We start from the raw sequence: 3,180 nt of genomic DNA on the forward strand, positions 1-3,180 counted from the left end.
CGCACGCAGCCCCCAAGCCCTGCGCTGCTCGACGGCTCACCAAGGGGCCCGAAGAGAAAGCTCGCCTTCGGCATCGTGTCCCGGCTCGCTTCGCTTTGCCTTGGAAAGACGGTTCAGCCGAAGCGAAGCGAGGCGAGACGAGGAGTAGTGGAGTCGCAGCAGATGTTCGGCCGATCCTGTGGCATGGCGAAGACAGGCCGAGGAGACTCGAAGCCACGCAGTTCGGCCACGTGAAGAGCGCCTTTGCTTTGGTTACTTTCATTTGGCGCGACAAATGAAAGTGACCCGCCCGCCGGGGCGGACTCCCGGCGCACCCGGTGGAAGTAGGAAGAACGAACCACGCGAAGCGGCACAAAGCAAAGCCCGCCGTTGATTGGAACGACCCCAATCCGCTACAGCCTCTCGGTCTCCCCAGCCCTAGGCTGCCACTTCATCAACCGCTTCTCCACCTGCCCCACGGCCGCATCGAGCAGCAGCGCAAACACCGTCAAAACCAGAATCCCCGCCATCACCGTGTTGATGTCGAAGGCCCCTTCGGCCTGCAGGATCAGATAGCCCACGCCCCGCGAGGAGCCGAGGTACTCGCCCACCACCGCCCCCACGAAGGCCAGGCCCACGCTGGTGTGCAGCGAGCTGAACACCCAGCTGGTCGCGCTCGGCAGGTACACGTGGCGCAGCAGCTGCCGGCGGCTCGCGCCCAACATCCGCGCGTTGGCCAGCACGACTGGGCTCACCTCCTTCACGCCCTGGTAGACGTTGAAAAACACGATGAAGAACACCAGCGTCACGCCCAGCGCCACCTTGCTCGCGATGCCCAACCCGAACCACACCGCGAAGATGGGCGCGAGGATCACGCGCGGCATCGAGTTCAGCGCCTTGATGTACGGGTCGCAGATGGCGGCGGCCAGCGGGCTCAGGGCCAGCCACAGGCCGCAGGCCAGGCCCATCACGGTGCCGATGCCGAAGGCCAGCACGGTCTCGATCAATGTGACGCCCAGGTGCTGGTAGATGTCGGCGTTGCCGACGAACCAGGCCCCGATGCGCTCGAAGATCTTCAGCGGCTCGCCGAAGAAGAAGGCGGCCTGGCGGTCGTCGGCAAAGAGAAAGGGCGGCAGCAGGCCGGGCGTGGTGAGCAGGTGCCACACCACGAACACCGCCACCAGCAGGGCGAGTTGCCAAGCGCGAAGGGTCCACTTGGTCATTGGGGCACCCTGCGCACTTCGTGCGCTCCCGCCGAGCGGGAATGAGCTTCTTCGGGCGGCCGGGCGAAGCTCATGCGGCCAACTGCTGCTGGTAGCCCTTGAGCACCTCGTCGCGCAGCACCTGCCAGATGGCGTTGTGCAGCTCGACGAAGCGCGGCGTGGTGCGCACCTCGGCCACGTCGCGCGGGCGATCGAGGTCGATGCGGAACTCGCCGATGGGGTGCGAGGCCGGGCCGGCGCTGAGCACGACCACGCGGTCGCTCATGGCGATGGCCTCGTCGAGGTCGTGCGTGATGAACAAGACGGCCTTGCGCTTGGCGGCCCACAAGGCCAGCACCTCGTTCTCCATCAGCTGCCGCGTCTGGATGTCCAGCGCCGAGAAGGGCTCGTCCATCAGGATGACGTCGGGGTCCAGCACCAGGGTCTGCGCCAGGCTCACGCGCTTGCGCATGCCGCCCGAGAGCTGGTGCGGGTAGCGGTCACCGAAGCCGCCCAGCCCCACGCGCTTGAGCCAGTCTTCGGCCTGCACGCGTGCATCGCGGGCGCCGCGGAACTCCAGCCCCGCCATCACGTTGCCGAGCGCCGTGCGCCAGGGCATCAGCGACTCGGCCTGGAACATGTAGCCGGCGCGCGTGTTGATGCCGGTGAGCGGTTCGCCGAACACGCGCACCTGGCCACTGCTGGGCGCCAGCAGGCCGGCCGCCATGTTCAGCAAGGTGCTCTTGCCGCAGCCGGTGGGGCCGACCACCGAGACGAACTCGCCCGCGCCCACCGTGAGGGACACGTCGCGCACGGCGGTGTAGCGCTGCGAGGCGTCGTTGCGCGAGACGAAGGTGCAGCTGACGGCGTCGAGGGAGAGGGCGTTCATGGGGATGACGGGTCGCAGGCCCGCTGCAAGGCGGCGCGGGCCAGAAGCCGGGTGGAGTCGAGCGTGGGCAGCGCGGCGTTGTGGTCGCCGATGATCAGCGGGATCTCGGTGCAGCCCAGGATCACGGCGTCGCAGCCGTCGGCTGCATACGTTTCGATCACGTCCTGGAAGAAGCGAACGGTCTCGGGGGCGAAGGCCCCTTGCACCAGCTCGTCCATGATCAGCCGGCCCATGCGCTCGCGCGCCGCCTCCGTCGGCCGCACGCACACGATGCCATGGCGCTGCAGCGCCGCGGGGTACACCTCGCTGGCCACCAGCCAGGCGGTGCCCGTGAGGCCCACCCGTGTGAAGCCGCGTGCCTGGGCCTGCGCCGCCACGACCTCGGCGATGTGCAGCCAGGGCCGTGGCGAGCGGGCGGCCACGCGCTCGAAGGCCTGGTGGATGGTGTTGTCCGGACAGATGAGGAAGTCCGCACCCGCCGCGGCCAGCTTGTGCGCCGACTGCAGCATCAGTTCGGCGACACCATCGAGGTCGCCCCGCTCCAGGCAGGCGACGTAGCGCGCCAGCGAAGGCGTGTGCATCGACACCTCGGGGTGGGCGTGCGGCCCCAGCAGGCGCTCGCCCTCGGCGCAGATCGTGCGGTAGCACAGCGCAGCGCCTTCGGCCGAGCAGCCGACGATGCCGATGTGAAGCGGGGCGTGCATGCGTGAGGCTGCGTTCTAACCCTTCGGGTACTTGGCGTTCGCCTTCTTCACGAACTCGTTGGTGTAGACGGCGTTGAGGTCGAACTTCACGCCTTTCAACGAATCGTCCACGCTCTGCAGCGCGCGCAGCGCCGTGGCCGCGCCCGCCTCGGGGATGCTGCCGTCCGGCGAGAGCGCGCCCTTGCTGGCCAGGAAGGCATCGATGTAGACCGCGCGGTCGCCCAGCAGGTAGCTCTCGGGCACGGCCTTCACGATCTCGCTGGCCCCTGCTGATTGAATCCACTTGTCGGCGCGCACCAGCGCGTTGGTCAGCGCCTGCACGGTGTTCGGGTGCTTGTCGATGAAGGCCTGCGGCGCGTACAGGCAGCCGGCGGGCATGGGGCCGCCGAACACCTTGTCGGCCTCG

Annotated in this window: 3 protein-coding genes and 1 pseudogene; all 4 read right to left on the reverse strand. The window is 68.3% G+C overall.

The window, feature by feature from the left end; all coding sequences use genetic code 11:
- Positions 1–392 precede the first annotated feature (392 nt).
- The gene (locus tag VFL64_RS10070; RefSeq protein WP_489540242.1) at positions 393–1,202 is read right to left on the reverse strand and encodes an ABC transporter permease; all 810 of its coding nucleotides are present in this window, start codon (positions 1,200–1,202) and stop codon (positions 393–395) included.
- Positions 1,203–1,272: 70 nt separating this feature from the next.
- Positions 1,273–2,070: an ABC transporter ATP-binding protein gene (locus tag VFL64_RS10075; RefSeq protein ID WP_489540243.1), complete on the reverse strand. Its 798-nt coding sequence runs from the start codon at positions 2,068–2,070 to the stop codon at positions 1,273–1,275.
- Positions 2,067–2,774, reverse strand: a complete 708-nt coding sequence (locus tag VFL64_RS10080) for an aspartate/glutamate racemase family protein (protein WP_489540244.1) — start codon at positions 2,772–2,774, stop codon at positions 2,067–2,069. Before VFL64_RS10080 ends, VFL64_RS10075 begins: the two co-directional genes overlap by 4 nt.
- Positions 2,775–2,789: 15 nt before the next feature.
- Positions 2,790–3,180, reverse strand: a pseudogene (locus tag VFL64_RS10085) (ABC transporter substrate-binding protein); the annotation flags it as partial.

Origin of the sequence: Rhizobacter sp., assembly GCF_035702065.1 — a bacterium.
GTDB lineage: Bacteria > Pseudomonadota > Gammaproteobacteria > Burkholderiales > Burkholderiaceae_C > Rhizobacter.